Genomic DNA, 23847 nt, shown 5'->3' on the forward strand with positions numbered 1-23847 from the left:
GTGTCGGGGCGGCGGTGGGCGCGGCGGCGGGCGACGGGCGGTGGGATTGGGTGAGCCGGTCGCCCGCCCAGACGCCACCCGCGATCAGTAGGGCGACGCCGGCCAGGGCGGGCACCAGGACGGCGGGGCGCCGGCTCCACCGCCTCTTCGGGCGCAGCGGCGCGGTGGGCGCGGCGACGCCGAACGAGGGCTGGGTGATCTCGTTGTCGGGGCGCGGCGGAATCTGCCCGGCGTATGCGTAACCCGGGCCCGCCTGCTGGCCGAGGTGGGCGGCGAACTCCCCGCAGCTGCCGAATCGGTGCGACGGCTCCTTGGCCATCGCGGTGGCGAACACCGCGTCGAGCGCGGCGAGCTCCGGCCGCCGCGCACCGAGGGAGGGCGGCGCGGCGTTGACGTGCTGGCTGATCACCACGGCGGGATTGGAATCGACGTAGGGCGCCGCGCCGGTCAGCAGGTGAAAAGCCGTGCACGCCAACGCATATTGGTCGGCGCGCCCGTCGATCGGCTCGCCCTTGAGCTGCTCGGGCGCCGCGTAGGCCGCCGTGCCCACCGTCATGTTGGTCGCGGTCAGCCCGGTGGCGTCCTCGATGCGCCGGGCGATGCCGAAGTCGGCCAGAAAGACCCGCCGCTCCTGGCCGTCGGGTTCGGTCAACAGAATGTTGGCGGGCTTGACGTCGCGGTGCAGCAGCCCGCGATGGTGGGCGTAGTCCAGCGCCGAGGCGACCGCGGAGATGATGGACACCACCTCGTCGAGCGGCATTCCCCCGGGGCTGTTTTCGAGCAGCTGCCGGCCCGCGTCGATGCCGGGCACGTAGGCCATCGCGATCCAGAAGTGGCCGTCCTCCTCGCCGCGGTCGTGGACGCGCACGATGTTCGGGTGTGACAACCCGGCGGCCAGGTCGGCCTCGCGCACGAAGCGGGCGCGGAACTCCGCGTCGGCGGTCAGCTCCGGCGGCAGCACCTTCAGCGCGTCCTCGCGCGGCAGCCGGGGGTGCGCCGCCAGGTACACCTGGCCCATGCCACCCGAGCCCAGCAGCCGTCGGATCGTGTATCCGGCAAACACCTGGCCGACCTCGAGCGACATGGCCAGATCGTAAGTCCTGTCTTCGGGGGTTTTGGGCACTTCCGATCCTTTCGGCCAAAGGGCTATCGCCCGTCAGCAGAAAGGTTGCGGCACCGAACTTGCCAGATCTTGGTGAAGTCCTTGCGGAATTCTTGCGCTGCGTCCGAGGATCGCCGGGCGTGGGGGCCGCGGATCACCGCCGCGTGCGCGGCCGGCCCCCACACCCGACGACGTCTGTCACAGGATGTAGAGCATCTCCTGGTAGGTGGGAAGCGGCCACAGGTCGTCGGCCACAACGCTTTCCAGCGTATCGACGGCCGCGCGCACGGCTTCCATCGCCGGCAGCAGCGCCTGCTGGGCGTGCGTGGCCTCTTCGAGGGCCGACCCAGCCGAGTGATCCGACAGCGCGGACTTCAGCGCCGTCAATGCCGCGGACAAATCGGCGAGCGGAGCCGAAACCCCTTCCAATGCGGCCATACTCGGCTCCACGCCGGCCTTCTTCAGGGCCGCGACGTTCTGCGCGAGCTCGGTCTGGTAGCGGATCGCGGCCGGCAGGATGACCGTCGTCCCGATCTCGAGCGCGAGCTTCGCCTCGACCGCGATGGTCAGCGCGTACTGCTCCAGGCGGACCTCGTAGCGGCTGTGCAGCTCGCGGTGGTTGAAAACGCCGTACTTCTCGAAGAGTTCGATCGATTCCGGCTTGATCAGCTCGGGGATCGCGTCAAGCGTGGTCTTCAGGTTCGGCAGGCCCCGCTCGGCCGCCTCGATCTGCCAGTTCTCCGAATACCCGTCCCCGTTGAACACCACCGCGCCGTGTTCGGTGATGACGTCGGTGAGCAGCTTCTGGACCGCCGCATCGAAGTCGTCGCCGGCCGCGACGGCTTCCTCGAGGACAGAGGCCAGGTAGTCGAACGAGTCGGCCATGATCGTGTTGAGGACGATCATCGGCACGGCGACGGTCTGCCCGGAGCCGGGAGCCCGGAATTCGAATCGGTTGCCGGTGAACGCGAAGGGGCTGGTGCGGTTGCGGTCGCCGGCATCGGTCGGCAGCGGGGGCAGCGTGTCGACACCGATGATCATGGTGCCCTTGCCCTTCGACGAGGTGGCCGCGCCCTTGGCGATCTGCTCGAACACGTCGGCGAGCTGCTCTCCGAGGAAGATCGAGATGATCGCCGGCGGAGCCTCGTTGGCGCCCAACCGGTGGTCGTTGGTGGCCGACGCGACCGACACCCGGAGCAGCCCGGCGAACTTGTGCACGGCGCGGATCACCGCGGCGCAGAACACCAGGAACTGGGCGTTCTCGTGCGGGGTGTCGCCCGGGACGAGCAGCGAACCCAGTTCGGCGTTGCCGACCGAGAAGTTGACGTGCTTGCCCGAGCCGTTGACACCGGCGAACGGCTTCTCGTGGAACAGGCATTCCATGCCGTGCTTCTTGGCGATCGTCTTGAAGATCGTCATGAGCAGTTGCTGGTGATCGGAGGCGATGTTGGCGCGCTCGAACATCGGGGCGACCTCGAACTGGCCCGGGGCCACCTCGTTGTGGCGGGTTTTAGCGGGGATGCCCAGTTTGAACAGCTCCCGCTCGGTGTCCATCATGAAGCCGAGGACCCGCTCGGGCACCGCGCCGAAGTAGTGGTCGTCGAACTCCTGCCCCTTGGGCGGCTTGGCACCGAACACCGTGCGCCCGGCGTTGACCAGGTCCGGCCGGGCCAGAAAGAAGTGCCGGTCGACCAGGAAGTACTCCTGCTCCGGGCCGCAGAAGGACACGACCTTGTTGAGGTCCTTGTGGCCGAACAGTCTCAGGATGCGCTCGGCGTGGATGCCCATGGCCTGCTGGCTGCGCAGCAGCGGCGTCTTGTAGTCCAGCGCCTCGCCCGTCATCGACACGAAAACCGTTGGGATGCAGAGCGTGTTGCCGTTGGGGTTCTCCAGGATGTAGGCCGGGCTGGTGACGTCCCAGCCGGTGTAGCCGCGCGCTTCGAAGGTGCTGCGCAGCCCACCCGAGGGGAAGCTGGAGGCGTCGGGCTCGCCCTGGATGAGGGTCTTGCCGGCGAACTCTGCGAGCGTCTGCCCGTCCGAGATGGGCTCCAGGAAGCTGTCGTGCTTCTCGGCGGTCAGGCCGGTCATCGGGTAGAACACGTGGGCGTAGTGGGTGGCGCCCTTCTCCAGCGCCCAGTCCTTCATGGCCACCGCCACGGTGTCGGCGACCGCGGGGTCGAGCTTGGCGCCCTTCTCGATGGTCGCCACGACGGACTTGAACACCGACTTGGGCAGCCGCGCCTGCATTTCGGCCTTGGTGAAGACGTTGGAGCCGAAGATCTCGCCCGGCGGCTCGCCGGGCACGAAGCTGATGGCCGGGGGGACATACGCCTCGACGTTGTTGATCGCCTGCAGGCGGACAGCGTTTCCGCTCAATTGAATTCCTATCGCTGAGGGGCCCCACGGTTCCCGTGGCGGACGACGGACGGCCCCACGATAGGAACGTTCGATGGCAAATCTGTTACGCCGGTGTCAACGCTGGGTCCGCGATGGTTGCGATCGCGAGACGCGGGCCGGGTCGCGCCTGCCGCCGGCCAGGCGCAGCGGCAACGACCACCGCACCCCGATCGACGGGCGGCCCTGCAGCCGCACGATGCGCAGGGTGCCGGCGATCAGCACCGCCGCGAGCGGCAGCTCCCCCAGCGCCGCGGTGAGGACCGCCACCGCGAAGTCGCCACGCTTGGCGGTCAGTACGTCGAACCAGGCGTCGCACACGAGCAGAACCCCCGTGGTGAACGCGAACAGCGTCAGCAGGTGGTGCTGGGTGAAGCCGAGCACCGCGGTGGCGATCATGAACGCGAGCAGCAGGACGTCGAAGCCGACCCAGGTCAGCTGCCAATGCTGGGCGGTGTAGCTCTGCGGCAGCGTCATCCCCAGGAAGATGGTCCACGGGATCAACGCGATCGCGGCGCACAGCGCCAGCCATTCGCGGAGCCGGCGGATCTGAACCAACCGCCGCGAACGCATCACGGTGCAATTGAACCAATCGCCGCCCCGACGCGCTCGCCGGGCGGCGGCGCCGGCAATACCCGCAACCCGCGGTCAGGTTTGAGGGCCGCCCCCGCGAGGATCTGCTTGCGCCGCGCCGTCCGTCGACTCGTCCTCGCGCTCGGCGTCGGCCACCGTCAAGGGCAATGCCAGCTCTTCCAGCGGGCGCCGTTCGGCCGCGACGCCCAGCCACAGCTCGATCAGGCCCGCGACGGCCATCACCGCCGCCCCGATAAGGAACGACCACATCACCTGGCCGCGCTGCCCGGAGTTGATCAACTGGCCGAACAGCAGCGGGCCGGTGATGCCGCCGATCGCGGTCCCGACCGCGTAGAAGAACGCGATCGCCAGCGCCCGGGTCTCCATCGGGAAGATCTCGCTGACGGTCAAATAGGCCGCGCTCGCCCCCGCCGAGGCCAAAAAGAAGGCCACCGCGAGGACGGCGATGAACATCCAGGCGCCGCCGGTCCCCGTGACGAACAGCACCGCCAAGACGACGGCCACGGCGGCCGAACCGATATACGTCGCGGTGATCATCGGTTTGCGGCCCACGGTGTCGAACAGGTGCCCGAGGGCCAGCGGGCCGACGAAATTGCTCAGCGCCCAAAGGATGAAGAACAGCGGCACCTTCGCGGACGGGACCCCGTAGAAGCCACTCAGCAGCGTGCCGAGGTTGAACGTGACCCCGTTGTAGAGGAACGCCTGCCCGATGAACAGCGCCAGCCCGAGCACCGCGCGCCGCGGGTACAGCGTGAATGCCACCTTGGCGATCTCGCGAAACGAAATCGTCTCGCGTTGGCGGACTTTGAGCGGGCGGCCGCCCGGCGGCGGCAGCGGTTCGCCGGTGTCGCGCTGCACTTCCCCCTCGATCTCGCCGACGACCCGTTCGGCCTCGTCGGCGCGGCCGTGGATGAACAACCACCGCGGGCTTTCCGGGACGTTGCGCCGGACCAGCAGCACGAAGATGCCGAAGATGGCGCCGACGCCGAAGGCCAGCCGCCACCCGATGTTCGCCGGGAAATTCGAGGTGTCCAGGAGGACCAGCGCGCCGGCGGCGCCCGCCGCCGACCCCAGCCAGTAGGTCCCGTTGATCACCAGGTCCACGCGCCCGCGCACGCGCGCGGGGATCAACTCGTCGATCGCCGAATTGATCGCCGCGTATTCGCCCCCGATGCCGGAGCCGGTGAAGAAGCGCGCGAGGAAGAAATACCAAGGCGCGAACGCGAAAGCGGTCGCGACGGTGGCGGCCAGGTACACCGCCAGGGTCAGGATGAACAGGTTGCGCCGGCCGAAGCGGTCCGTCAGATGACCGAAGAACAACGCGCCCAGGCAGGCCCCGGCGATGTAGAACGCTGCCGCCGTACCGATCTGCGCGGCGTTGAGTCCGATGCCGCTGCCCTTCTCGGTGAGGCGGGACGACACGTTGCCGACCATCGTGACCTCGAGGCCGTCGAGGACCCAGACGCCGCCGAGGCCGATGACCACGCGCCAGTGAAACCGCGACCAGGGCAACCGGTCCAGCCGGGCCGGCACGTGGGTGGTGATGGTTCCGGTTTGCACGCCTGCGCTCATCTGACTCCTATCGGGGTGAGCAGAGAATTACCCACCCAAGCGGTGGGGCAAGCCTCAATCCCGGTCCGGGCGTGACTCCTCGGGGGTCCAGGCCAGCGGCTGGCCGGGCTGGCCCGGGAAAAGGTAGTCGATGAAAGCCGCGGCGGTGGGCTGGGGTTCGTGGTTGGCCAGCCCGGGTCGCTCGTTGGCTTCGATGAATGCGTATTCGGCGCCGGTGACGTCGGGGACGAGCAGGTCGATCCCCGTGACGGGGATGCCGATCGCCTCGGCCGCGGCCACCGCGACGCGACACAGTTCCTGGTTCACCACGGCGGTGACGTCGTGGATGGTGCCGCCCTGATGCAGGTTGGCGGTGCGCCGCACGCGGAGCCGGGTGCCCTGGGGCAGCACGTCATCCAGCGTCCAACCGGCCTCGGCGACGGTCGCCTCGGTGAGGTCGTCGATCGGGATCCTGGACTCGCCACCGGTGGCCGCCGACCGTCGCCGGCTCTCGGCCGCGATCAGGTCGCGGATGCTGTGCTCGCCCGTGCCGATGATCTCCGGCGGCATCCGCAGGGCGGCGGCGACCACCCGGCCGTCGATCACCACGAGCCGCAGGTCGTCGCCGGACACCCGCTCCTCGATCAACACCTCCGGGTAGTGCTGCCGCGCCCGCGTCACGGCCGCGGCCAGCTCGTCGGGCCCCTTCTCCGCGGGCACGCCCACGGTGATGCCCTTGCCCTGCTCGCCGCGGGTCGGTTTGACGACGACCTCCCCCACCTCCTGCAGGAAGGAGTAGTCGCCGTCGTCGAAGGTGGCCAGGCGCGCGCGCGGCACCGTGATGCCCGCCTCGGAGACCAGGCGCCGCGTCAAACGCTTGTCGTCGCAACGGCACATCGCGACCGCCGAGGTGAATTCGGACAGCGATTCGCGGGTGATCACGCTGCGTCCGCCGTGGGTGAGTCGCATCTCGCCCGTCTCGGCGTCGAGGACCTCGACCCAGATCCCGCGGCGCATCGCCTCGTCGGCGATGATCCGCGCGTAGGGGTTGAGATCCTCGACGGTTTCCGGGGGCGCGGTGAACAGCGGCTCGTTGATCGCGTTCTTCCGTTTGATCGCCAGCACCGGAACCCTGACGAAGCCGAGCTTTTCGTAGAGGCCGATGGCCGCGGCGTTGTCGTGCGCCACCGACAGATCCATGTAGGCGCGGCCGGCGCGGCGGAAATGGTCGGCCAGCGCCCGGGTCAGGGCCTCACCCACCCCGGGCAGCGCAGCGGCGGGATCGACGGCCAGTGTCCACAGGCTCGAGCCCTCCTCCGGATCGGAGAAGAGCAGCTCGTGGTCGACGCCCGTCACCGTGCCCACCACGGCGCCGTCGTCGTCCCGCACGGCGACCAGGTAGGTCACCGCCTCCGCGTGCAGGTGGTTGTCCCAGATCGTTTCGACCGGCGCCGGGACCATGCCGCAGCGCACGAACACGCGGTTCATGGCGTCGGCGTCGGCCGCGTCGGCCAGGGTGCGCACGGTCATGCCGATCGGCGACGGCGTGGTGTCCTCATCGTCCGGGTGAAAGCGCAGCCGATAGGTGTGGCTGGGGTCGATGAACAGCTCGGTCGGCGCCCCGGCGACCACCACGTGGGACTCGCGCGCGTAGATGCAGATGTCGCGCCGGCCCGGGACCTCGCGGCGCAGCGTCTCGGCCAGGGTCTCCGCGTCCGCGAAGGTTTGGCCGAAAATGAGACGGCCCCAACCCATTTCGAGCTCGACGTCCTTGGCCATCGCGTCGACCAGCTCGGGGGGCGACGCGTCATGCAGGCCCATCGTGATGGCCTCGGTGTGATCGTGCTCCTCGGACGGGTCGACGGCCGTCATGCGGCCTGCCCGGTCACGCCGTGGCGCTGCAACCACAGCTCCAGCAGGGCGATCTGCCACAGCTCGTTGCCGCGCAGCGGGGTCAGCTTGCCGTTCGGGTCGGCCAGCAGCGCGTCGACCGCCTCGGCGTTGAACAGCCCGCGCTCCTTGGCCACCGGCGCGTACAGGGCATCCCGCACCAGCTCCAGGTAGGGCCCCTCGAGGTGGGTCAACGCGGGAACCGGGAAGTAGCCCTTGGGCCGGTCGATGACCTCCGACGGAATCACCCGTCGCGCAGCCTGTTTCAGGACTCCCTTGCCCTCGTGGGCGATCTTCAGCTCCGGGGGGCACGTCGCGGCCAGTTCGACCAACTCGTGGTCGAGGAAGGGAACCCGGCCCTCCAGCCCCCAGGCCATGGTCATGTTGTCGACCCGCTTGACCGGGTCGTCGACCAGCATCACCGTCGTGTCCAGCCGCAGCGCGCGGTCGATGCCGGTCTCGGCGCCGGCGCGGGCGAAGTGCTCGCTGACGAACCGCTCGCTCGGGTCGCCCTCAGCGAAATAGGCCGGCCCCAACAGGTCCCGGACGCCCAGCGCATCGCGATCGAAGAAGGCGCCGCGGTATTCGGCCACCGCCCCGCGCAGCGTCGCGGCCGCCGGCGAACCCATCGGCGGGTACCAGTGGTAGCCGGCGAACACCTCGTCGGCGCCCTGGCCGGACTGCACCACCTTCACGTGGCGCGCGACTTCCTGGCTGAGCAGGTAGAAGGCCACGCAGTCGTGGCTGACCATCGGCTCGCTCATCGCGCCGATCGCCCCGTCGAGCGCGGGCAGCATCCGGTCGGTGCCGATGCGGATCTGATGGTGGTCGGTGTCGAAGCGCTTGGCGATGATGTCCGACCAGCGGAACTCGTCGCCCTCGACGCCGCCCGCCGACTCGAAGCCGATGGAAAAGGTCGACAGCCCGTGCTGACCGGCCTCGGCGAGCAGCCCGACGATCAGGCTGGAGTCGACGCCGCCGGACAGCAGGCAGCCGACCGGGACGTCGGCGACGAGCCGGCGCTCGACCGCGACGCGCAGCGCGGACAGCACCGCGTCCTCCCAGTCGCGCTCGGACCAGTCGGCACGGTCCTCCCGCCGGCTGAAGTCGGGCGACCAGTAGGTGGTGGTGGTGCGCCGGCCGTCGGGCTCGATGGCGACCAGCGAGCCGGGCGGGACCTTGCGCACGCCGCGCAGGATCGTCAGCGGCGCCGGCACCACCGAGTGGAAGGTCATGTAGTGGTGCAGGGCGACCGGATCGATGCGGGTGTCCACGCCGCCGCCGGCCAGCAGCGCCGGCAGCGTCGAGGCGAACCGGATCCGGTGGGCGTCCTCGGTCAGGTACAGCGGTTTGATGCCGAGCCGGTCGCGGCCGAGCAAAACCCGGCCGCTGTCGCGTTCGACGATCGCGAAGGCGAACATCCCGTGCAGGTGGCTGACGAAGTCGTCGCCCCAGCGGTGGTAGGCCTTGAGCAGGACCTCGGTGTCACTGTGCGAAAAGAACCGGTAGCCGTGCCCGGCGAGCTCGCGCCGCAGTTCCTGGTAGTTGTAGATGCAGCCGTTCCACGCGATCGTGAGGCCCAGTTCGGCGTCGAACATCGGCTGGGCGCCGGCTTCGGTCAGGTCAATGATTCGGAGTCGACGATGACCGAGGGCAGCCCGGCCCTGTGACCAGGCCCCCGCCGCGTCCGGCCCCCTTGGTGCCATCACGGCGGCCATCGCTGACACCGCCGCTAGATCGGGAACCCGGCCGTCGAGTCGAACCTCACCGGTGAGTCCACACACTCCTTTGACCCTACCGGGACCCGTTCCGGCGCGTACAGTGCGGCCGCGGCGATGGGTAGCCACCGCCGATCCGGTTCTTGCGTTTTCGTTTCCCGGATAGGGCCGCAAGCCTTATCGTTTCCTGGACCACAGTTTGCTGGGAGGCTGATGTGGACGGGACGCCGTTCGGCCGGTACCGCTCGACTGCTCCGCTCCACCGACACGCCCGGCCGCGCTGATGCTCACCGAGGACTCGCTGCGGATCCTGGAATGGGATCGGCGGATGCCGCTCAACTTCGACCTGGGCCCGCTGCACGTGCACCTGTACGCGCGATCGGTGTTCTTCATGTGGGTCACCGTGGTGATCCTGGTGGTCGCCGGCGTCGCGGTGCTCGCGTCGCGCAGGCGGGAGCTGATCCGGCGGTGGACGACGTGGGTGATGATCGCGCCGGTGGTCGGGATCCCGATCTGGATCGGCCGGGGAACCACCGCGGCGCTGGCCGCCGCGCTGGCGGTGGTGGCGGTCTTCGAGTACGCGCGCCTGGTCAAACTCGGCAAGGTCGACACGTACCTGCTGCTGGGCCTGGCCGTGCTCTATCCGCTCGCGGCGTGGCTGCACCCGCCGCTGCTGCGCCTGGCGCCGATCATCGTGCTGGCGTGCGCCCTGCCGTCGGTGTTCAGCGGCGACGTCGAGAACGGCGGCAGGCGCACCACGTTCACCGCGTTCGGTTCGGTGTGGATCTGCTGGTCGTTGGCGCACCTGGTGACGCTGTGGTCGGACGCCTACCTGGTGTGCTTCGCGGCGGCGGCCACCGACGTCGCGGCCTGGTGCGGCGGCAAGGGGCTGCGGTTCTTCGGGTGGGCCCGAAAGCCGTTGTCGCCGTTGAGCCCGAACAAGACGGTCGGCGGCCTGGTCGGCGCGGTCATCGGCGCGTTTCTGGTGCTGATGCTGCTGGGGACGGTCACCGTCGGGCTGTGGATCGCAGTGGCGTTCGGCGGCGTGCTGGGCGACCTGGTCGAGTCGATGGTGAAGCGGCAGGCGCAGGTCAAAGACGCCGGCACGTGGCTGCCGGGCTTCGGCGGCCTGCTCGACCGGATCGACTCGCTACTGCTGGTGCTGCCCCTGGCGTACCTGCTGGCGTGACCGGCCGCTCACGCGGCGTACGCCAGCTGCTCGAGCGGCTTCGTCGTGTCGTCGCCCCGGAGGGCCAGCACCTGCGCCCGCAGCTGCGCCGCCGAGGCGGTGTGCGGGTCGACGGGTGCGCCGATGCGCACCTGCATCGGCGCGTGGGAGATGAAGCTGGCCCCCTTGGGGAGCACCTCGGCGGTGCCCAGCACGGCGACCGGAACGATGGGCACGCCGCAGTCGCGCGCCAGGCGCACTGCGCCGGAACGGAATTCGGCGACGCTGCCATCCGCGGAGCGGGTGCCCTCCGGGTAGATGACGACGGTGCGCCCGGCCTTGAGCGCCGGACGCGCCGCCGCCAGCAACTGCGCGTAGGTGTCGGTCCCGGACCGCCGCACCGGCAGCACACCGATCAGCGACGAGGCCACGAAACGGCGCACCGGCACGTCGAACCAGTAGTCCGCGGCCGCGGCGAACACCGGCTGGGCGCCGGCGGGCAGCGCGGCCAGCAGCACCGCGGTGTCGGCGTGCGACGAGTGGTTGGCCACCACGACGCAGCCGCCCGGCACGCGCCACCGACCCGTGACGGTCAGCCCGCCCGAAACGGCGCATACCGCCCGCCACAGCCGGTGCCGCAGCACGCTGGTGATTCGGGTCGCACTCATGACGCCGACACCTCGCCCCGCTGCTTCGCCGCCAGCTCGCGACGGGCCGCCCGCAGCCGCAGCGTCGCGGTGATCAGCGATCCGTTCACCAGCTGCGTGCAGACCACGGGCAGGATGACCGGGAAGGCGGTGGCCAGCAAGACGAAAAGGCAGCGTTCGGTCTTGCCGAGCGGGCCGCCGTTGCGCCGCTGCGCCCCGGCCGCCGCGGCGGCCAGCGACGCGAAGGTGGGCAGCGTCGCGGCCAGGGCCGCCACCAGCACCAGCAGCACCGGCCAGGACAAGAAATGCAGCCCGGGGCCGCGCTGCCGCGCCGCCCACACCGCCAGCCCGGCGAAGGTCAGCAGATCCGAGGTGCGGTCGCCGATCTCGTTGAGGACGAACCCCCACGGCCGGCTCACGCCGCGGGCGCGAGCGACCGCGCCGTCGAGATTGGCTCCGGCCAGCCGCAGCGCGAGGAACAGCGCCGCCAGCGGCCACCAACCCAGCGCGACGGCGGCGCCGGCCGCGCCCGCCGCCACGACGCCGGCCGCGGTGAAGACGTCCGGGGAGATGCGCCGCTCCACGGCGACGTTCAGGATCGGCGTCAACCGGCGGGTGTACCACGGCTTCAGCGCGTAGAGGCCCTGCCATTTCCGGGAGGCACGTTCGACGGAGGCCGCGGGCAGCGGGACGACCGCGGCGCCGACAACCTGGACCCGGGGAAGCGTGTCCGTCGCGGCGAGCGCGCGCGACCCCGTCGTGTAGCAGCCGCGGTGGGCGATGCGGGGCTCGCTCGTGGGCGTCAGCGCTCCGATGCTGCGCGTGCGCAGCGTCGGCGCGTTGTCGAGGTCGGTGCTCACGGGGTGTTTCCTCTCGGTGGGTGGTCTGTAGTTGTGTGCTAGTCGACCCCGCCCGCTCGGCTACCGGTCCCAACATCTCCGACCGCCGCGCGGTGGGCCGCTCGCTCAGGTAAGAGCCACCGCTCCCCCGCGGTCGGACACTTTCTTGCGCAGCACGTACATAACTCCCCGCCGCTTGCCGGTTCGTCGTGAAGTTCTTGCGGAATTCTTGCGGCCGCTCGGAGAGAGAAAAGCCGAGACTTCAGCTACCGTTCAATCAAGTCGTTCTTGACTTCACGCCGATTTACCAGCATCGGAAGGCCATGAATATCGGTCGCACTCAGTGGTCGGCGGCATGCGCGGGCTTGCTGACGGCCGCCGCGCTGATCTGCGCGGCGCCGGCCGCGGCGGATGCGACCGACGACGCGTTCGTCGCGGCCCTGGCCAAGAACGGTATTTCCCTGTCCGACCGCAATGCCGCGGTGTCGCTGGGTCACTCGGTGTGCGCCGGATTCGATCAGGGCCAACCGTCGACCGAAGTGGCGATGAGAATCGTCCGGGAGACCCCGCTTTCGCCCAAACAGGCCGGCTATTTCGTGGGCGTTTCGGTGGCCGCCTATTGCCCCCAATATCGCGGGAAGACCGACAACTCGTTCAACTGGGCGGTGCCGTTCCCGCCGATGATGTGAGCCCGCGGGACCCTTTCCCCCCGCTGCGGCGGCGTTATTTTGGGATCGGCGCAGTTTCGCCCGCACAAAGGGGAACCATGACCCACCGGAGGGGTGCTCGCGGGACGTGGTCGGCGTTCGTTGCCGTCCTGCTGTCGTCCGGCGCCCTGCTCGCCGCGGCGCCGGCGGCCGCGGACGAGACCGATGACGCCTTCATCGCCGCGCTGATCAACCAGGGCCTCCCGGTTCCCGACAACGACGCCGCGATCCAGGAGGGCCGCACCATGTGCGCCATGCTGGACCAGGGCACCACGCGCCCCTTGCTGGTGATGAGGCTGATGAAGGACACCAATCTCACGGCCAGGCAAGCGGGTTTTTTCCTGGGCATTTCCACGGCCGCTTATTGCCCGCAGTACCGGACCACGGTGTCCGGATAGGCGCTACCGTCCCCGGACCCCGCCGTCGACGACCTTGACCGGCTTGTGCGGATAGCGGCGCTCGGCGTGCGCCTTCGCCCGCGAGTTGGGCAGCACGTACAGCGTTTCCTTCTTGTCCTGCAACGGTTTCAGGACCAGGTCCATGAACCCTTTGCGGTTTTCGAGGTACGGCTCGATGACGTCCTCCCCCGCCGGGCACACGGCCAGGCAGTAGGCCGCCTTGTAGTTGGGCTTGAACGCCAGGCTCTGCCACATCGAGGCGTTCTCCGAATCGCTTACCCGCGAACGAAAGTCGGCCGCGTCGGTGCTGTCGGCGACGGTCTGCACCCAGTCGGTGAACCCGCCCATGAACTCGCGGTAGTTGTGCACCGAGCAGGAGACGAAGTCGAAATCGCCGTCCTTGCCGATCGCGCCGACGGGACAGGCCGCCACGCACAGCTTGCATTCCAGGCACGGGCTGTAGTCGAGCGGCCGGCCGTAGCTGCTGATCGGTGCGTCCACCAGGATCGTGCCGAGCAGGATGAAGTTGCCGAACTTGGGGTGAATCACGTTGCGGTGGATGCCCATTACGCCCAGGCCGGCGGCCACGGCGACGGGCTTGTGCGCCACCACCCAGATCCGGCCGGGAAAGTTGTCCATCTCCATCGGAAAGGTCGCCGACGGGTTCAGCGCCCGATAGCCGGCGTCCTGCAGCCGTCGCACGATGCGGTGGGCCGCTTCGTTGAGCACCTCGCCGCTGCGGTGGAACTCCTGGTTCGCCACGCTGCGCGCGGTCGAGCGCACGTTGTCGCGGTTCATCTTGACGACGAGCGAGATGTAGCTCTTGGTGCCCGGCAGCGCGGCCTCGACGTGCTCGGCCTCGGAGGCCAGGTCGGGGTTGTCGATGCCGGCGAACGCGACGTCGTCGGCGCCGGCGGCCAGGCAGATCTCGCGCAGCCAGTCGGCGTCCAGCGCGCCGGGCCGCCGCGTCGTGCGCGAGCGCACCCGTCGCACCGTGGGGTGCTCGGCCAACCGGCCGGGAAGCTTTTCCGTCATGCTGGGTATAGTACACAATACTCAGTAATGAGACAGAGCGCGGTGGGGTCCGCGAGGGTTAACGAAGTTTGACTTCGGTGTGAACGCATGCGAGCCTTACGCCGTGATCGAGTTGAGCGAGCAGCAGATCATCGACGGGGTGGCCGATCGATTGACCAGCAAGTATCCGTCCGTTTCGGGGGAAACCGTGACCGCGGTCGTGCGGGACGTTCACGCCCGCTTCGAAGGCCGGCCGGTGCGGGAGTACGTTCCGCTCCTCGTGGAGCGGTTCGCCGGCCAGGAAGTCGAGCTGCTGGCCACGCGGACCACGCTCGAACAAGCCGTCGCCGTTTGATCCCCGGCCGCGCCGCGGCTAGCTCTGGACGCCGAACAGCACGCGGCGACTCAGCATCCGCCAGTCGGGTTGGGCATCGCCGGGGCCGCGGTCCGCGGTTTCTCTGATCCCGAACCGTTCATGCAGCCGCGCCAGCGATTCGGGCGCCCACCAGTTGGCCCGGCCGAGCACATGCATGACCGCGGGCACCAGCAGCGTCCGCACCAACGTGGCATCGACCAGCACCGCCACCGTGAGCCCGAATCCGAACAGCCGCATGAGCGACACCTGGGCGGCCATCAGCGCCACGAATGAGATCGCCATGATCAGCGCCGCGGCCGTGATCACCCGCCCGGTGTGGGCCACGCCGAGCGCGATGCTCTTGTCGTTCGCCCCCCAACCGCGGTGCGACGCCAGCCAGTACTCGCGGATCCGCGCGATCAGGAACACCTCGTAGTCCATCGAAAGCCCAAAGGTGATGCAGAACAACAAGACTGGCAGATCCACCCCGATCGTGCCGGTCGCGGCGGTGCCGAGCCCGCCCAGGTGGCCCTGCTGGAACACCCACACCACCGCGCCGAACGCCGCGGCCAGCGACAGGGTGTTCGTCACCAGCGCCTCGAAGGGCAACACCACGCTCCCGGTCAGCAAGAACACCAGCACCAGGGTGATCACGGCGATGATCGCGAGCACCAGCGGCAGGCGCGTGGTGATCGCGTGCACGGTGTCGCGATCGCTCTGTGCGGCGCCGGTGAACTGCACCGGCCTGCCCGCCGGGGTGGCGACGGCGTGCAGCCGGTCGAGCTGAGCGGCCGACGCGGCCGAATACAGCGGTGCGGCGGTGCTCACCGTCAGGAAGGCGCTCCGGTCCTTGAAGTCGGTGGGCGCGGCGGGCGGTCCGGCCGGCCTGCCGCCGACGAACGTGCCGCCCGGCGACGACACCGATGTCACGTCGGGCACCCGCGACAGGGCGGCCGCGTAGGCAGCGAGATCGGCGGCGCTGATGCCGGTCGCGTTGGGCAGCACCACGGTGACGTCGGGGATCCCGCTGCCCGGGAAGTCGGTGCGCAGCTGGTCGCCGACCTGACGCGCCGAGGCCGAGGTGGGCAGCACCCGGTCGTCGGCGACGCCCCATCGCACATCGCGGAAGGGCGACCCGAGCAACAGCAGCAGCGCGACGATGGCGATGACGATCGGCGCCGCATGGCGCGTAACGGATCTCGTCCAGCGATACCAGAACCACTGCTCGTAGGGCGCGGGCTGGGGTTCCGGCCGCCGCAGGATCCGGCGCAACAGCCGGTGCGCGTCCAGCGAGTCGAGCCGTTCGCCCAGCAGCACGATCGCGGCCGGCGTCACGACGACGGCCGCGGCCACCGCGAACGCGATCACCGCGACGCCCGCGTAGGCGAACGATTTCAGGAAGTATTGCGGGAACAGCACCATCGTGGCCATCGACAGCGCGACCGTCGTGGCCGAGAACAGCACCGTGCGGCCGGCCGTGGCCATCGCGCGGATCAGCGCCGCCTCGCGAGTCTGGCCCTCCGCCAACTCATCCCGGTATCGGCTGAGGATCAGCAGCGTGTAGTCGATGGCAAGTGCCGCGCCCATCGCGACCGTCAGGTTCAGCGCGAAGATCGACACGTTGGCGAACAGCGACACCGCCCGCAGCGACGCCATGGCACCGAGAATCGCGAATCCGCCGACGACCACCGGCAGCGCCGCGGCGAACAAGCCCCCGAAAATCCAGATCAGCACCAGAAAGCTCAGCGGCAGTGCCAGCGACTCCATCACCAGCAGGTCCGTGCGAGTTTGATCGTCCACCTGCCAGAAGACGGTGGCGTCGCCCCCGGCGCGCACCGTGACGCCGTCGCGGTCGTGAACGAGTTCGTGGGACAGCCGCTCGGCGGCCTTCTGCGCGTGGGCCTCGCCGCCGGTGATCGCGGCCACGATCAGCCCCGTCTTGCCGTCCTTGCTGATGAACGCGCGCGCCGCCGCCGCGGGCACGGTCCACGCGGATTGCACCTGCCCGACGTTCGGCGAATCCTGCAGCCGTGCAACGAGATCGGTGCCTACCGCCCTGGCCCGCGGGCCTTCCGCGCCGGCGTCGGAGGTGACGGTGATCAGCATGACCATGTCGCCCTGGCCGAACTTCTGGGAGAGCAATGCCGACGCCTGCGCCGACTCCGAGCCGGGGTCGAACCAGCCGCCGGGCAACAGCGTCTTGCTCACCGGGATGCCGAAGATCGCGGCGCCGATCATGACCAGAACCGCCAGGGCGATGACGCGGCGGGGCGCGGCGAGGGCGAGACGAGCGGATGCGTACAGCACGCTAGCGGGATCTCATTTCGTGTTCGATGAGTTCACCGTAGATGGGCCAGTCCCAAGTCGCGCAGGCGGTCTCAGCCCTTCCTGACGATGTTGTCGGTGCCCCCGACCGAGATCTGTGGCGCTCCCCCGTGATAGGTCACGTGGTTCGCGGAGCCATCGGTGTCGATCACGTCCGCGTTGTCCGCGACCACCTTGTTGCGCGATCCCCGGACGATGAGATGGGCGCAGTGTCCGGCCACGTAGGCCGAGTTCCCGCTGCCGGCGATCGTCAGTTCGGCGCGATCACAGAGCACCGTGAAGGTGTCGCTGGTGGGCTCCTCGGTGAGGTTCCCGCCCGGACCCACGGTCAGGGCGCTGGACAGGTCCGCGGTGGGTTCGGCGCCCGGCAAGGCGGTGGCCGGCGGCGAGTGCTTCTCCACCCGGTATGGATGGAAGACCAGAATGGCCACCAGCAGGATGCCGGGGATCAGGACGATCCCCCACATGCTGCTCAGCCGGCGCCGCCGGTTCAGCTGCCGGCGCAGCAGTTCGTAGTTGGGCGGACTCATGCCCGGCGGCGGTGGCACCCATGCGGGCGGCGCGGATCCGACCTCGTCGCCCGCCGGGACATTCTCCCGCGGGCCGCCTTTCGCGTCGGCGAGGCGGCGTTCCAACTCCCTGATTCGCTTCTCGGGATCGTCGGGGTCCATGACCGGAATGCTCCCACAAGTCGCGGCCCGGGACGTGGGCTTACGCGCGCCGGCTGAAACCCGACCGGCACTTGTCTGCCGCGCCCACGTCGTCGCTCGCCATGGCCAGCTACTGCCCAGGCCGCCGATGAGTTTGCGCCGCACGCCGCCTCTGTATAGGCGTTCAGAGTGTTTGCCTTCGAGAGGAACCCGAGATGACACAGCAGACACCCACGCGCTACCTGATCGCGGGTGCGGGTGGAAGCCATGGAGCCACGGGCAATTACGCGGCGCGACTGCTGCTCGCCCGCGGGCTGACGGTTCGCGCGTTCGTTCGTCGCGCCGACGAACGCGCCGACCTACTCAGGCAGCTCGGCGCCGAGATCGCCGTCGGCGACCTCCGCGACTACCGCGACGTGCGCGCCGCGCTGGAGGGTGTGCAGCGCGCCTACTTCACGTATCCGCTCGCCGAGGGCCTCCTGGAGGCCACCGCGACCTTCGCCGTGGCCGGCGCCGAGGCGGGCGTGCAATCGGTGGTGAACATGTCCCAGATCACCGCGGGCCCCGATCATCGCAGCCCCGCGGCTCGCGCACACTGGCTGGCCGAGCGGGTGCTGGACTGGTCGGGAATCGGTGTCACGCACCTGCGGCCCCCGTTCTTTCTGGAGAATCTCTTCAACGTCGCGGCCCCGACCGTTCGCTCTGAGAACAAGATCTATCTTCCGTACGGCGACGGGGCCCACGCCCCGATCGGGGGTGAAGACATCGCGCGCGTGGTAGTCGGCATCCTGACCGATCCGGCCGCGCACCGCGGAAAGACGTATGTGCCCACCGGGCCGGCGTCGTTGACGGTGGCGGAACAGGCCCAGGTGTTCAGCCGGGTGCTGGGCCGCCCCGTCGAATACGTCGACATTCCCGGCGAGGCCTGGAGGCAGGCCCTCGCACAGGTCCCCGTCATGACGCCGTATTTGATCGAGCACCTCTCGCGGGTGGCCGAGAGTCACCAACACGGTGTTTTCGACACCGTGACCGACGTCGTGGAATCAATTGGCGGCGTGGCGCCCCAGTCGCTGGAAGCCTTCGTTCGGCAGCACCGAACCGCGTTCGGCGCGCCGCAGGAGGCCCACCTCGATGCCTAGTCGAGCCAGGTCGGGATTCTGGCGCGACCGACCGGCAAGGCGGCGCCGTCGTCGAGGTGCGTTCGTCGCGGCGCAGGCCGGCTCGGCGACATACCGTTCGTGTCGATCGTCGCGCTCCGCGTATACCTGTGGCGCCGCAAAGAGCCAGTCGGCCAGATTAATTCGAGGTGAACACCGAAAGGCTGCACGGCTAACGTCGCCGCCGAAAACTCTCTGGCACGAAAACAGAACGCCGCGAACAACGCCCGCGGATATAGAGTGCTGCGTAGAGCACTGTTACGACCACGACGACGGTCACCACGGTGGCGTGCCCACGGCCGGCCACCGATTCCCGTTGCGGCTCAAGGAGGTTCGCGGCCAGAATCGCCCTTCACACCCCTCCGTCCGGAAGGTGCGCAACATGTATCGCCAGATCCTTGATCCCGTCGCCCACTCGCTGGCGTGGAGCTCACTCGTGGCGGCGTTGCCGCTGGCATCGCTATTCGTGATGCTCGGTGTGTTGCGGGTGCGGGCCTGGCTGGCGTCGGTCGCCTCGCTGGCCGTCGCGATCGTGATCGCGATTGCGGTCTACGGGATGCCGATCGGCCAGGCGGCGCTGGCGGGCACCGAGGGCGCCGTGTTCGGCTTCTTCCCGATCCTCTGGATCGTGATCAACGCGATCTGGGTTTACCAGATGACGGTCGAGACAGGCCATTTCGACGTGTTGCGACGCAGCTTTGCGACGGTCAGTGACGATCACCGGATCCAGGCGATCATCATCGCGTTTTCGTTCGGCGCGTTGCTCGAGGCGCTGGCCGGGTTCGGCACGCCCGTGGCGGTCACCTCGGTGATGCTGCTCGCGCTGGGCTTCAAACCGATCAAGGCGGCCGTGCTGGCGCTGGTCGCCAACACCGCGCCGGTGGCATTCGGCGCGATGGCCACGCCCATCATCACCCTCGCCAAGACATCAGGGTTGCCGACCGACACGCTCGGCGCGATGGTCGGGCGCCAAACACCGATCCTGGCGGTTTTCGTCCCCCTCGCGCTGGTCGCCATCGTCGACGGCCGGCGCGGCGTCCGCGAAGCATGGATCCCCGCGCTGGCGGGCGGCGTGGTTTTCGGCCTGGGCCAGTACGCGACGTCGAACTTCGTGTCGGTGCCATTGGCCGACGTGATCGCGTCGCTGTTGTCCGCGGGAGCCGTCGTGTCGGTGGTTCGCCTCAGTCCTTCGCGTCCCGAGCACGTCGGCGCCCCGGTCACTGCCGGCGGTGTCGCCGACGCGCCGGCCCCCGAGCCCACTGAGCGCGTCACGAGTCCCGACCCACGCGGGGAGGTGTTGCGCGCGTACGCGCCCTACGCGATCGTCATCGCCGTCTTCGTGGTCTGCCAGATCGCCCCGGTGAAAAAGCTCCTCGACGAGGCGACCTCCGTCGTGCATTGGCCGGGTCTACACCTCTACACGGCCAAGGGCACCCCGTCGTCGCTGCCGAACTTCACCCTGAATCTGCTGACTACGCCGGGCACGCAGATGCTGGTGGCCGGGGTGTTCACCATGGTGACGCTGCGCCTGTCCGTGGGCAGGGCGCTGAAGGCCTACGGGGCGACGCTGCACCAGCTGCGCTGGGCCATCGTCACCGTAATGGCCGTGCTGGCACTGGCTTTCGTGATGAACGCGTCCGGGCAGACCATCACCCTGGGCACGTGGATGGCCGGGGCGGGGGGCGCGTTCGCGATCCTATCCCCCATCCTGGGCTGGCTCGGTGTGGCGGTGACGGGGTCCGACACCTCCTCGAACTCGCTCTTCGGCGCGCTGCAGGTGACCGCGGCGACCAAGGCGGGGCTATCCCCGGTGCTGATGGCCGCCGGCAACAGCTCCGGCGGTGTGCTCGGCAAGATGATCTCGCCGCAGAACCTCGCCATCGGGGCGGCCGCGGTGGGTGTGCACGGCAAGGAGGGCGACATCTTCCGCCGGGTGTTCATCTGGAGCCTGGTGTTCCTGGCGTTCGTCTGCGCCCTGTCCGGGCTGCAGGCCTCGGTGCTGTCGTGGATGGTGCCCTGATTCTTCGGAAAAGATTGCCACGGGCGTCCCGCGCGGCGCTAAGCTGCTGATCGTGGGCAAAGGTGTGTTAGCCATCGGCAGGAGCCGCTGGCTGGCGTTGGCGGCCTCCCTCGTGGTCTCGGCCGCCATCATCTATGCCCAGGGCGCCAAGCCGCTGCATGCCGAAAGCGCCAAAGCGCCTTGCTGCGTTGACAATCCGGCCGCCGGCCCGACACCGCCGGCGCCCGCCCCGGCCGGTCCGCCGTCCATGGTGGCCGGGGCACCGTCGGCGGCCGCCGGACCGGCGCCGCAGATCGCCACTCCCGCGGAGGTGGAAAAGCTGGCGGCGGGGGCCCCCGCGGCGGCCCAGCAGTTCCTGTTCCCGTTGTCGCCCGGCGTCGCGTCCGAGCAGCGGCTGCAGGTCAAGACCATCTGGGCGGCCCGCGCCATCAGCGTGCTGTTTCCGGAGATCACCACCATCTACGGGTACCGGGAGGATCCGCTGCCGTGGCACCCCAACGGCCTGGCGATCGACGTGATGATTCCCAACCACTCCTCCCCCGACGGCATCCAGCTGGGCAACGAAATCGCCGGGTATGCGCTGGCGAATGCGAAGCGGTGGGGCATCAACCACGTGATCTGGCGGCAGAAGATTTACCCCGGGGTCGGCTCACCCAGCTGGACGGCGGACTACGGCAACGAAACCCTCAACCACTACGACCACGTCCATATCGCCACCAACGGCGGCGGATACCCGACCGGTCACGAGACCTACTACATCGGCTCCATGACCCCGGCGCCGTCACAGTGATGAATTGACGGCGCGGGCCCCAATCCCGTTGGGCTCCAAGGATCCTCCAAGGCCTCTTCCCCAGACTGCGCATGGCCGGCTCGGCGAGAGTCGATAGCACGAAGGAATGAGGGCGGCATGGCGAAGGTAACCGACCCGGGTGGCGTGGTCTGGTCTGTGCGTCGGCGCCGGTGGTATGGGCTGTCCTGGTGGATGTTCAGCGATTCCGGGGGCGGCGGCCTCGGGTCGTTGGTCACGAGCGTCGTGGTCCTCGGGCTGTGGTGGCCCTTCTGGTTCGTGGCGCATTGGCTCGGAGTGCCGTGGCGGATCGTGATCAAGCGCGACGGCAAAAAGGTAGGCGAAGAGCGCGTGCGGGGCTGGGTGAGGTCGCGGCGGCGCATCCGGGAAATCCTGGAATCGGCCGCGTCGGGGACCCAGCCGCAATCCCTTGCGGCGCCGGCCTAGCCGAACAGACCCAGCAGGCCACCGGTGAGCACCGGGGGCACGGTCAGTTGGCCGCCGCCGAGGCTCGAGGGCAGGCTCAGCACACCACCGGTGACGACCGACGGGATGCCGACGTCGCCGCCGCCGAGGCTCGAGGGCAGGCTCAGCACGCCACCCGTGAGGATCGACGGGATGCCGACGTCGCCGCCGCCGGCGATCGGCGGCAGGATCAGCACACCACCGGTGAGGATCGACGGCACGCTCAGCTGGCCGCCGCCCAGGACCGGCGGCAGGGTGACCGCGCCACCGTTGACGATCGACGTCAAGACGGTGGTGATCGGCGGCACCGTGAAGATGCCGCCGCCGAGGCTCTCGGGCAGGCTCAGCAGGCCACCGGTGAGGATCGACGGCAGGCCCAGCACCCCGCCACCGAGGGACGCGGGCAGGTTCAGCACGCCGCCGACGAGGATCGACGGCACGCTCAGCTCCCCGCCGCCGAGGAAGGAGGGCAGATCCACCACGCCGCCGTTGATGATCGGACTCAGCGCGGTGAGGACCGCCGGCCCGACGCTGGAGATCGGCGGCACGGTCAATTGCGCGCCGCCCAGGACCGGCGGCAGGCTCAGCACACCACCGGCGACGAGCGAAGGCACGCTCAGCACGCCACCGCCCAGGATCGGCGGCAGGCTCACCACGCCGCCATCGAGGGACAGGCTCGCGCTGCCGCCCAGGATCGAGGTCAGGCTCAGGTCGACGGCGGCCGCGCGGCCGGCGCCGGCCGCGCTCTGAACGGAGAGCCCAAGGAATCCTTGGAGGGGCGAGTTCATCGCGCCCATCGCGGCCGCCGCGGCATTGGCCGCCTCGGTGCCGAGGTAGGCATCCGCGCCCGCCTTAATCAGTCCGACAAATTCGCCGTGAAACGCGTTGGCTTGGGCATTGATTATTTGAAATTCCTGGCCGAAATCGTTGAACATGGCCGCGACCAAGGCGGACACCTCGTCCTGGGCCGCGGCGGCCACCGCAGTCGTGGGCGCCGCGGCGGATGCGGCGGACCCGGCCAACAACGAGCGGATACCTGCCAAATTCTGGGCCGCCGCTCCGACCTCGTCTGGAGCGGTCACCAGATATGACACATGCGCCTCCCCGTGGGTCGGATGCGACGGTCGCCCGATGACCTAAGTGACATGAGCGTAATAGGAAAGCGTCGAAATAGCTACGAAAACTCGGCTTTTCAGCAATTGCCGTGATCTAAATGAACGGGGCGAATTCTGCGCCTCTTAATGGTCGGAAATCTCAACAACTTCTTAGGCGCATCGCGCCTCATTGAGCGGTCCACCCGCCGTCGATCGAATAACTCGCTCCGGTGATGGTGCCGGCCGCATCGCCGGCCAGGAACACGGCGAGGGCACCGATGTCTTCCGGGGTGGTGTAGCGGGCCATCGGCTGCTTTTCCGCAACGAATTCCCGCTTGGCATCGTCGAAGGGCTTGCCGGTCGCGTGGGCGCGCGTTTCGACCTGACCCGCGACCAGGGGTGTCATCACCCAGCCGGGGCAGATCGCGTTGCACGTGATGTTGTGGTCGGCGGTTTCGATCGCCACCACCTTGGTCAGTCCGATCAACCCGTGCTTGGCCGCGACATACGCCGCCTTCCCGGCGCTGGCGACGAGGCCGTGGGCCGAGGCGATGTTGATTATTCGGCCCCAACCCCGGCGTTTCATTCCCGGGACCGCGCAGCGACAAGTGTGGAAGGCGGCCGACAAATTCGTGGCGATCACGGCGTCCCACTTCTCGACGGGAAAGTCCTCCACCTCCGCCACGAACTGGATGCCCGCGTTGTTGACGAGGACATCGATGGCCCCGAAGGCGTTTTCGGCGCCGCTGATCATCTCGGCGATCTGCTCCGGCTTGGTCACGTCAGCGCCCGAGTAGGCGGCCGCCACCCCGAACGTCTCCTCGATGCCGCGCCGCTGTTGCTCCACGGCCCCGGGGTCACCGAAACCGTTGAGGGTCACATTCGCGCCCTCCGCCGCGAAGGCGCGCGCGATGCCCAGGCCGATGCCTGACGTGGAACCCGTTACGAGAACGGACTTTCCGCGGATCATCG

The 23847-nt window shown here is 69.1% G+C and carries 21 protein-coding genes; 8 read left to right on the forward strand and 13 right to left on the reverse strand.

The features are described from left to right. From AWB89_RS22635 to AWB89_RS22660, 6 genes are all read right to left on the reverse strand, one after another. Nucleotides 1-1084, reverse strand: a 1084-nt coding sequence (locus AWB89_RS22635; protein ID WP_142282609.1) for a serine/threonine-protein kinase, incomplete at its 3' end; no start/stop codon positions are given. A 216-nt stretch (nt 1085-1300) separates the two neighbouring features. Next, complete coding sequence (locus tag AWB89_RS22640) at nt 1301-3478, reverse strand: glutamine synthetase III family protein (RefSeq protein ID WP_085176671.1); 2178 nt, start codon at nt 3476-3478, stop codon at nt 1301-1303. Nucleotides 3479-3574: 96 nt separating this feature from the next. Further along, complete coding sequence (locus AWB89_RS22645; RefSeq protein WP_142282610.1) at nt 3575-4072, reverse strand: hypothetical protein; 498 nt, start codon at nt 4070-4072, stop codon at nt 3575-3577. A gap of 72 nt (nt 4073-4144) precedes the next feature. Beyond that, complete coding sequence (locus AWB89_RS22650) at nt 4145-5662, reverse strand: MFS transporter (RefSeq protein ID WP_085176676.1); 1518 nt, start codon at nt 5660-5662, stop codon at nt 4145-4147. 54 nt (nt 5663-5716) lie between these two features. After that, nucleotides 5717-7513 (reverse strand): N-acetylglutaminylglutamine synthetase, encoded by a 1797-nt coding sequence (gene ngg, locus AWB89_RS22655; RefSeq protein WP_085176679.1) that lies wholly within the window; start codon nt 7511-7513, stop codon nt 5717-5719. After that, complete coding sequence (locus AWB89_RS22660) at nt 7510-9315, reverse strand: N-acetylglutaminylglutamine amidotransferase (protein WP_085176681.1); 1806 nt, start codon at nt 9313-9315, stop codon at nt 7510-7512. The genes ngg and AWB89_RS22660 overlap by 4 nt, the downstream gene beginning before the upstream one ends. 217 nt (nt 9316-9532) lie before the next feature. Here AWB89_RS22660 and AWB89_RS22665 point away from each other — a divergent pair, with 217 nt between their 5' ends. After that, nucleotides 9533-10438 carry a phosphatidate cytidylyltransferase gene (locus tag AWB89_RS22665; RefSeq protein WP_085101201.1) on the forward strand — a complete coding sequence of 302 codons (906 nt, stop codon included), beginning with the start codon at nt 9533-9535 and terminating at the stop codon, nt 10436-10438. 8 nt (nt 10439-10446) lie between these two features. Here the strand turns inward: AWB89_RS22665 and AWB89_RS22670 are convergent, their stop codons facing one another. Beyond that, nucleotides 10447-11085, reverse strand: coding sequence for a lysophospholipid acyltransferase family protein (locus AWB89_RS22670; protein ID WP_085176683.1), 639 nt, complete (start codon nt 11083-11085; stop codon nt 10447-10449). Beyond that, a complete protein-coding gene (locus AWB89_RS22675) occupies nt 11082-11924 on the reverse strand; it encodes a CDP-alcohol phosphatidyltransferase family protein (RefSeq protein ID WP_241520575.1) in 843 nt (280 codons plus the stop codon). The genes AWB89_RS22670 and AWB89_RS22675 overlap by 4 nt, the downstream gene beginning before the upstream one ends. Nucleotides 11925-12112: 188 nt before the next feature. Between AWB89_RS22675 and AWB89_RS22680 the strand changes: the two genes are divergently transcribed. Continuing rightward, nucleotides 12113-12592 (forward strand): DUF732 domain-containing protein, encoded by a 480-nt coding sequence (locus AWB89_RS22680; RefSeq protein WP_241519418.1) that lies wholly within the window; start codon nt 12113-12115, stop codon nt 12590-12592. 77 nt (nt 12593-12669) lie between these two features. Next, nucleotides 12670-13008 (forward strand): DUF732 domain-containing protein, encoded by a 339-nt coding sequence (locus AWB89_RS22685; protein ID WP_085101210.1) that lies wholly within the window; start codon nt 12670-12672, stop codon nt 13006-13008. Between the two features lie 3 nt (nt 13009-13011). Here AWB89_RS22685 and AWB89_RS22690 read toward each other — a convergent pair whose 3' ends face one another. Continuing rightward, nucleotides 13012-14043 carry an epoxyqueuosine reductase gene (locus AWB89_RS22690; RefSeq protein ID WP_085101213.1) on the reverse strand — a complete coding sequence of 344 codons (1032 nt, stop codon included), beginning with the start codon at nt 14041-14043 and terminating at the stop codon, nt 13012-13014. A gap of 103 nt (nt 14044-14146) precedes the next feature. Here AWB89_RS22690 and AWB89_RS22695 point away from each other — a divergent pair, with 103 nt between their 5' ends. Continuing rightward, a complete protein-coding gene (locus tag AWB89_RS22695; RefSeq protein ID WP_085176685.1) occupies nt 14147-14377 on the forward strand; it encodes a three-helix bundle dimerization domain-containing protein in 231 nt (76 codons plus the stop codon). Nucleotides 14378-14395: 18 nt separating this feature from the next. Here AWB89_RS22695 and AWB89_RS22700 read toward each other — a convergent pair whose 3' ends face one another. Together AWB89_RS22700 and AWB89_RS22705 are read right to left on the reverse strand one after the other, a co-directional pair. Beyond that, on the reverse strand, nt 14396-16684 hold the full coding sequence (locus AWB89_RS22700) for an MMPL family transporter (protein ID WP_085176687.1): 2289 nt from the start codon (nt 16682-16684) through the stop codon (nt 14396-14398). 71 nt (nt 16685-16755) lie between these two features. Further along, nucleotides 16756-17373: a DUF3060 domain-containing protein gene (locus AWB89_RS22705; protein WP_085176689.1), complete on the reverse strand. Its 618-nt coding sequence runs from the start codon at nt 17371-17373 to the stop codon at nt 16756-16758. Between the two features lie 194 nt (nt 17374-17567). Here AWB89_RS22705 and AWB89_RS22710 point away from each other — a divergent pair, with 194 nt between their 5' ends. The 4 genes from AWB89_RS22710 to AWB89_RS22725 all read left to right on the forward strand — a co-directional run bounded on the left by AWB89_RS22710 (nt 17568) and on the right by AWB89_RS22725 (nt 21763). Then, the gene (locus AWB89_RS22710) at nt 17568-18491 is read left to right on the forward strand and encodes an NmrA family NAD(P)-binding protein (protein ID WP_085176691.1); all 924 of its coding nucleotides are present in this window, start codon (nt 17568-17570) and stop codon (nt 18489-18491) included. A gap of 400 nt (nt 18492-18891) precedes the next feature. Beyond that, nucleotides 18892-20529, forward strand: coding sequence for an L-lactate permease (locus tag AWB89_RS22715; protein ID WP_085176693.1), 1638 nt, complete (start codon nt 18892-18894; stop codon nt 20527-20529). A 52-nt stretch (nt 20530-20581) separates the two neighbouring features. Then, nucleotides 20582-21319: a VldE C-terminal domain-containing protein gene (locus AWB89_RS22720; RefSeq protein ID WP_142280057.1), complete on the forward strand. Its 738-nt coding sequence runs from the start codon at nt 20582-20584 to the stop codon at nt 21317-21319. A 117-nt stretch (nt 21320-21436) separates the two neighbouring features. Next, nucleotides 21437-21763 carry a hypothetical protein gene (locus tag AWB89_RS22725; RefSeq protein ID WP_142282611.1) on the forward strand — a complete coding sequence of 109 codons (327 nt, stop codon included), beginning with the start codon at nt 21437-21439 and terminating at the stop codon, nt 21761-21763. On the opposite strand, the gene AWB89_RS28345 is transcribed toward AWB89_RS22725, so the two are convergent. Together AWB89_RS28345 and AWB89_RS22735 are read right to left on the reverse strand one after the other, a co-directional pair. After that, nucleotides 21760-22875, reverse strand: coding sequence for a PE family protein (locus AWB89_RS28345; protein WP_162293335.1), 1116 nt, complete (start codon nt 22873-22875; stop codon nt 21760-21762). The two genes, AWB89_RS22725 and AWB89_RS28345, sit on opposite strands and share 4 nt — an antisense overlap. Nucleotides 22876-23062: 187 nt before the next feature. Next, nucleotides 23063-23845 (reverse strand): 3-hydroxybutyrate dehydrogenase, encoded by a 783-nt coding sequence (locus AWB89_RS22735; protein WP_085176700.1) that lies wholly within the window; start codon nt 23843-23845, stop codon nt 23063-23065. Nucleotides 23846-23847 lie beyond the last annotated feature (2 nt).

The sequence above is a fragment of the Mycobacterium paraense genome (genome assembly GCF_002101815.1).
GTDB classification, from domain to species: domain Bacteria; phylum Actinomycetota; class Actinomycetes; order Mycobacteriales; family Mycobacteriaceae; genus Mycobacterium; species Mycobacterium paraense.

Bases quoted from the DNA above. Each gene is read 5' to 3' on its own strand.
- AWB89_RS22705 (WP_085176689.1), bottom strand. From the start codon at position 17,373: ATGGACCCCGACGATCCCGAGAAGCGAATCAGGGAGTTGGAACGCCGC.
- AWB89_RS22710 (WP_085176691.1), top strand. From the start codon at position 17,568: ATGACACAGCAGACACCCACGCGCTACCTGATCGCGGGTGCGGGTGGA.
- AWB89_RS22690 (WP_085101213.1), bottom strand. From the start codon at position 14,043: ATGACGGAAAAGCTTCCCGGCCGGTTGGCCGAGCACCCCACGGTGCGA.
- AWB89_RS22650 (WP_085176676.1), bottom strand. From the start codon at position 5,662: ATGAGCGCAGGCGTGCAAACCGGAACCATCACCACCCACGTGCCGGCC.
- AWB89_RS22735 (WP_085176700.1), bottom strand. From the start codon at position 23,845: ATGATCCGCGGAAAGTCCGTTCTCGTAACGGGTTCCACGTCAGGCATC.
- AWB89_RS22685 (WP_085101210.1), top strand. From the start codon at position 12,670: ATGACCCACCGGAGGGGTGCTCGCGGGACGTGGTCGGCGTTCGTTGCC.
- AWB89_RS22665 (WP_085101201.1), top strand. From the start codon at position 9,533: ATGCTCACCGAGGACTCGCTGCGGATCCTGGAATGGGATCGGCGGATG.
- AWB89_RS22670 (WP_085176683.1), bottom strand. From the start codon at position 11,085: ATGAGTGCGACCCGAATCACCAGCGTGCTGCGGCACCGGCTGTGGCGG.
- AWB89_RS22725 (WP_142282611.1), top strand. From the start codon at position 21,437: ATGGCGAAGGTAACCGACCCGGGTGGCGTGGTCTGGTCTGTGCGTCGG.
- ngg (WP_085176679.1), bottom strand. From the start codon at position 7,513: ATGACGGCCGTCGACCCGTCCGAGGAGCACGATCACACCGAGGCCATC.
- AWB89_RS22715 (WP_085176693.1), top strand. From the start codon at position 18,892: ATGTATCGCCAGATCCTTGATCCCGTCGCCCACTCGCTGGCGTGGAGC.